The 3,568-nt window shown below is 69.8% G+C and carries 5 protein-coding genes, 1 tRNA gene and 1 pseudogene; 2 read left to right on the plus strand and 5 right to left on the minus strand.

Going from position 1 to position 3,568, the window contains the following annotated elements:
- Positions 1-239: pseudogene (locus A4X17_RS14545) on the minus strand (LytR family transcriptional regulator); the annotation flags it as partial.
- Positions 240-260: 21 nt separating this feature from the next.
- The gene (locus A4X17_RS14550; RefSeq protein ID WP_064296396.1) at positions 261-563 is read right to left on the minus strand and encodes a DUF3263 domain-containing protein; all 303 of its coding nucleotides are present in this window, start codon (positions 561-563) and stop codon (positions 261-263) included.
- Positions 564-785: 222 nt separating this feature from the next.
- Between A4X17_RS14550 and msrB the strand changes: the two genes are divergently transcribed.
- Together msrB and A4X17_RS14560 are read left to right on the plus strand one after the other, a co-directional pair.
- Positions 786-1,205 carry a peptide-methionine (R)-S-oxide reductase MsrB gene (gene msrB / locus A4X17_RS14555; RefSeq protein ID WP_064296397.1) on the plus strand — a complete coding sequence of 140 codons (420 nt, stop codon included), beginning with the start codon at positions 786-788 and terminating at the stop codon, positions 1,203-1,205.
- A complete protein-coding gene (locus A4X17_RS14560) occupies positions 1,202-1,750 on the plus strand; it encodes a nitroreductase family protein (protein ID WP_064296398.1) in 549 nt (182 codons plus the stop codon). The genes msrB and A4X17_RS14560 overlap by 4 nt, the downstream gene beginning before the upstream one ends.
- 41 nt (positions 1,751-1,791) lie before the next feature.
- On the opposite strand, the gene A4X17_RS14565 is transcribed toward A4X17_RS14560, so the two are convergent.
- The 3 genes from A4X17_RS14565 to A4X17_RS14575 form a co-directional block, all read right to left on the minus strand.
- The gene (locus tag A4X17_RS14565; RefSeq protein WP_064296399.1) at positions 1,792-2,748 is read right to left on the minus strand and encodes a DMT family transporter; all 957 of its coding nucleotides are present in this window, start codon (positions 2,746-2,748) and stop codon (positions 1,792-1,794) included.
- Between the two features lie 60 nt (positions 2,749-2,808).
- Positions 2,809-2,884 (minus strand) — tRNA-Thr (locus A4X17_RS14570).
- Positions 2,885-2,930: 46 nt separating this feature from the next.
- Positions 2,931-3,568: thioredoxin domain-containing protein (locus A4X17_RS14575; protein WP_064296400.1), on the minus strand; the 638-nt coding region annotated here is incomplete at its 5' end.

Below are 3,568 nucleotides of genomic sequence, written 5' to 3' on the forward strand. Positions count from 1 at the left end.
GTCGGGGTGGGGGTCGGCGTGGGCGTGGCGCTCGGGCTCTGCGAGCCGCCGAAGAAGTCGATCCGGTCGTTCAGTCCGAACAGGGCGAAGGTGCCGATCCCCACAAGGACGAGCGTTGCCACGACGGCGACGAGGAAGGCGATCCAGCCGCGTCCCTTGGGCGCAGGGGCACGGTGTGCGCCGACGCGCTTGAGGTCGGGGACCTCGTCGAAGCGGTCGGGCGGGAAGGATTCAGCCATGGTGTGGTCTCCGGGAGCTGCTCAGCCGTCGGTGCGGGGAGCCGAGGCTCCTCGCGCCGAGAGTCGGGCGTCGCGGGTGCGCTGCAGCCGCTTGATCAGCATGGGGTCGTGGGCGAGGGCGGACGGCGAGTCGATGAGCGCGCCGAGCAGTTGATAGTACCGGGCCGGGGACAGGGCGAAGCGGTCGCGGATGGCGGCCTCCTTGGCCCCGACGTGCTGCACCCAGTGGGACTCGAACTCGAGGATCTCGAGCTCGCGCGGCTCGAGGCCGCCCGTCGGCGTCGACGCCTCGTCATCGGCAGGCGTGCGCGACGCTGACTGCATGCTCGTCTCCTGCCGATCGGTGCCGATGCGGCGACCTGGAGTCGTGCTCCGGTCCGCCGTGCTCCAAGTCTATTCAGCCGATGGCCGCCGGGCCGCATCCACCCCGGCGAGGGCCGACGTTCACCGGGAAGGATCAGGCTCGGTGCAGTGTTATGGAATACGTCGGGAGCCGCATGCACGAGGCGGCCCCGCACGTAGGATGACCGAGACGAATGGAGCAGCATGACGTACGACGTGTCGAAGACCGATGAGCAGTGGCGCGAGGAACTCACGCCGGAGCAGTATCAGGTCCTCCGCGGAGCGGCGACCGAACGGGCCTGGACCGGTGAGCTCCTCGACGAGTCACGCGCGGGCCTCTACACCTGTGCCGCCTGCAACGCCGAGCTCTTCAAGAGCGGTACCAAGTTCGATTCCGGCTGCGGATGGCCGAGCTTCTACGAGTCCGTGAACCCCGAGGCGGTGCAACTCATCGAGGACCGTTCCCTCGGGATGGTGCGCACCGAGGTCCGCTGCGCCAACTGCGGCTCGCACCTCGGTCACGTGTTCGACGACGGCTTCGGGACGCCCACCGGTGACCGCTACTGCATGAACTCGATCGCGCTCAACTTCGCCGCGGCCGACACCGCCGAGCCGACGGAGTGACCGAACCGATCGAGCGCCCGGTGCTGGCCGCCGTCGCCGGGCGCCGTTCGTGGTCGAAGGTCACCGACGTCGCTCCGAGTGACGCGGAACTCCTCGAGGTCCTCGGGGCGGCCGGTCGAGTGGCCGACCACAGCGCCCTGCGTCCGTGGCGGGTCATCACCCTCCGGGGCGACGACCGGGTGAAGCTCGGTCGGGCGCTCGCGAAGGCGGAGGGCGACTCGAAGCCCTCGACGAAGCCGCTCCGCGCGCCCCTGCTGCTCGCGGTCGTCGTGAGTGTGAAGAAGTCGAAGGTGCCCGCCTGGGAGCAGGAGGCGGTCGCGGCAGGAGTGGCCCACATGGTCAGCCTCCTGCTCGACGACGCCGGTTGGGGCGTGTTCTGGCGCACCGGCGGCGCGACCCGGGCCAAGGCGGTCCGGAAGGCGCACGGTCTGAAGAAGGGCGAGGAGCTCCTGGGTTGGCTGTACGTCGGAGGGAAGCCCGGCAATGCCCGCACGGGGCGTCGCAAGACGATCAACGCGAAGGCGCACCTCAGCTCCATGCCCTGAGGACGGAGTCGCTCACGACATCCGACCGATGACGGCTCGACTCAGTCGGCGGACGACGATGCCGCGGGACGACGCCTGAACCGCGCCGATGCGATCGCCACGGCGGCGAACGCGAGGAGCGTCCCGATGACGGTCGCGACATGCACGCCGCCGTCGTCGGTGGGCAGGAGTACGTCCAAAGCGAGCGCGCTCAGGGTCTGACCCGCCACCGTGCCGAGCCCGAGGATGAGCACGCCCGTGTGCTGGACGAGGAACGCGGCCACGGCGATGAACACGCATCCGATCGGGCCGCCGAGGTAGAGCCACCACTCCCCCGGGAGCGGACCGGGCGGCGCGACGATGATCGCGTGCAGCACTGCGGCGACGACCAGCACGACCGTCCCGACGATGAAGTTGATGAACGTCGCGGCGAGCGTGCTCTGCGCCCGCATCTTGACTCGACCGTTGACCGCCTGCTGCCAGCCGATCCCGATCCCGGCGAGCAGCGGCAGGATGAGGAGTCCGAGCGGGATGCTCCCCCCGAGCTCGCCCGAGACGGCGACGCCGACCGCGACGAGGGCGACGACCGCCCCGAGGACGCGCTGGACGCTCAACCCGACGACGCCTCCCGGGCCGAACCCGATCCGGTCGAGTACCAGCCCGCTCGCGGTCTGGCCGGCGACGACCGCGACCGTGAACAGGGCGACGCCGAGCGCGGCGGCGGTGAGCCCCTGCGACAGCACGAGGAAGGCGCCGGCGCAGCCGCCGAGCACCGTCCACCAGGGCATCTCCCGGCGTCGGACGGCACCGATCACCGTGGCGAGCCCGCGACGGCCGGTGCGGGAGACGGCGAGTCCGACCGTGAGGATGATCAAGCCGCCCCCGAAGGAGATCGCGGCGGCGGTGAACCCGTCACCGAGACGCGCACCGAGCTCGCCGTTCAACCGGGCCTGCACCGCGATGAAGGCGCCACTGACGACGGCGATGAGGAGCGCGAGCGGTGCTGGGAAACGGGTCACGGGAGGGTTCCTTCCAATGAGGAACCGCCCACTCAGCAGGCTGAGCGGGCGGTTCTCGGCTGGAGCCGACGACGGGACTTGAACCCGTAACCTACGCTTTACAAGAGCGTTGCGCTACCAATTGCGCCACGTCGGCCGACAGGGGCTGGCCCCGGTCTCGTCCATCCTACGATGGCGGCGGATCAGCCGTTGGTCACAGGCGACTCGCTGGCACCCGGGGTCGGCGTGCCGGTGGAGTAGCTCTCGCTCGAGACGGCGAGGACGAACGCCGCGAACTGCTCGGCGTCGGTGAGTGAACCCGTGTACTGCTTGCCGTTCACCAGGATGGTCGGCGTGCCCTCCACCTTCTTGACGTCCGTCCCGGGCAGCGGGCCGCTGCGCGCACGGTCGGTCGAGTCCTTCACCCAGGACTTGTAGGTGCCGTCGTCGATGCAGGCGTTGATCTTCTTCTCGCCGCCGGAGATGACGCCCTTGGCGATCGACTTCAGCTCGGCGTCGGTCAGGCCCTCGGTGTTCTCCTTGGGCTGGTTCTCGAACAGTGCGGTGTTGAAGGAGAAGAAGTCGTTCGGCGAGTACTCCGCGACGCAGGCCGCCGCGTTCGAGGCGCGCAGCGAGTACTGCGTCCCGAGCGAGAGGTTGCTCAGCGTTGCGAGGGGGTGCACCGTGTAGGTCGCGGCACCGGCCTCGAGCCAACCCTTGACCTGCTCGGCGTTCGTGGTCTCGAACTGACCGCAGTAGGGGCAGAGGAAGTCCTGGTAGACGGAGATCTCGACGCCGTCGGCGGCGGGGGTCTCGGTGGCTGCCGGCGTCTCGGCGGGGG

The sequence above is a fragment of the Plantibacter sp. H53 genome (genome assembly GCF_001650455.1).
Taxonomy (GTDB): Bacteria; Actinomycetota; Actinomycetes; order Actinomycetales; family Microbacteriaceae; genus Plantibacter; species Plantibacter flavus_A.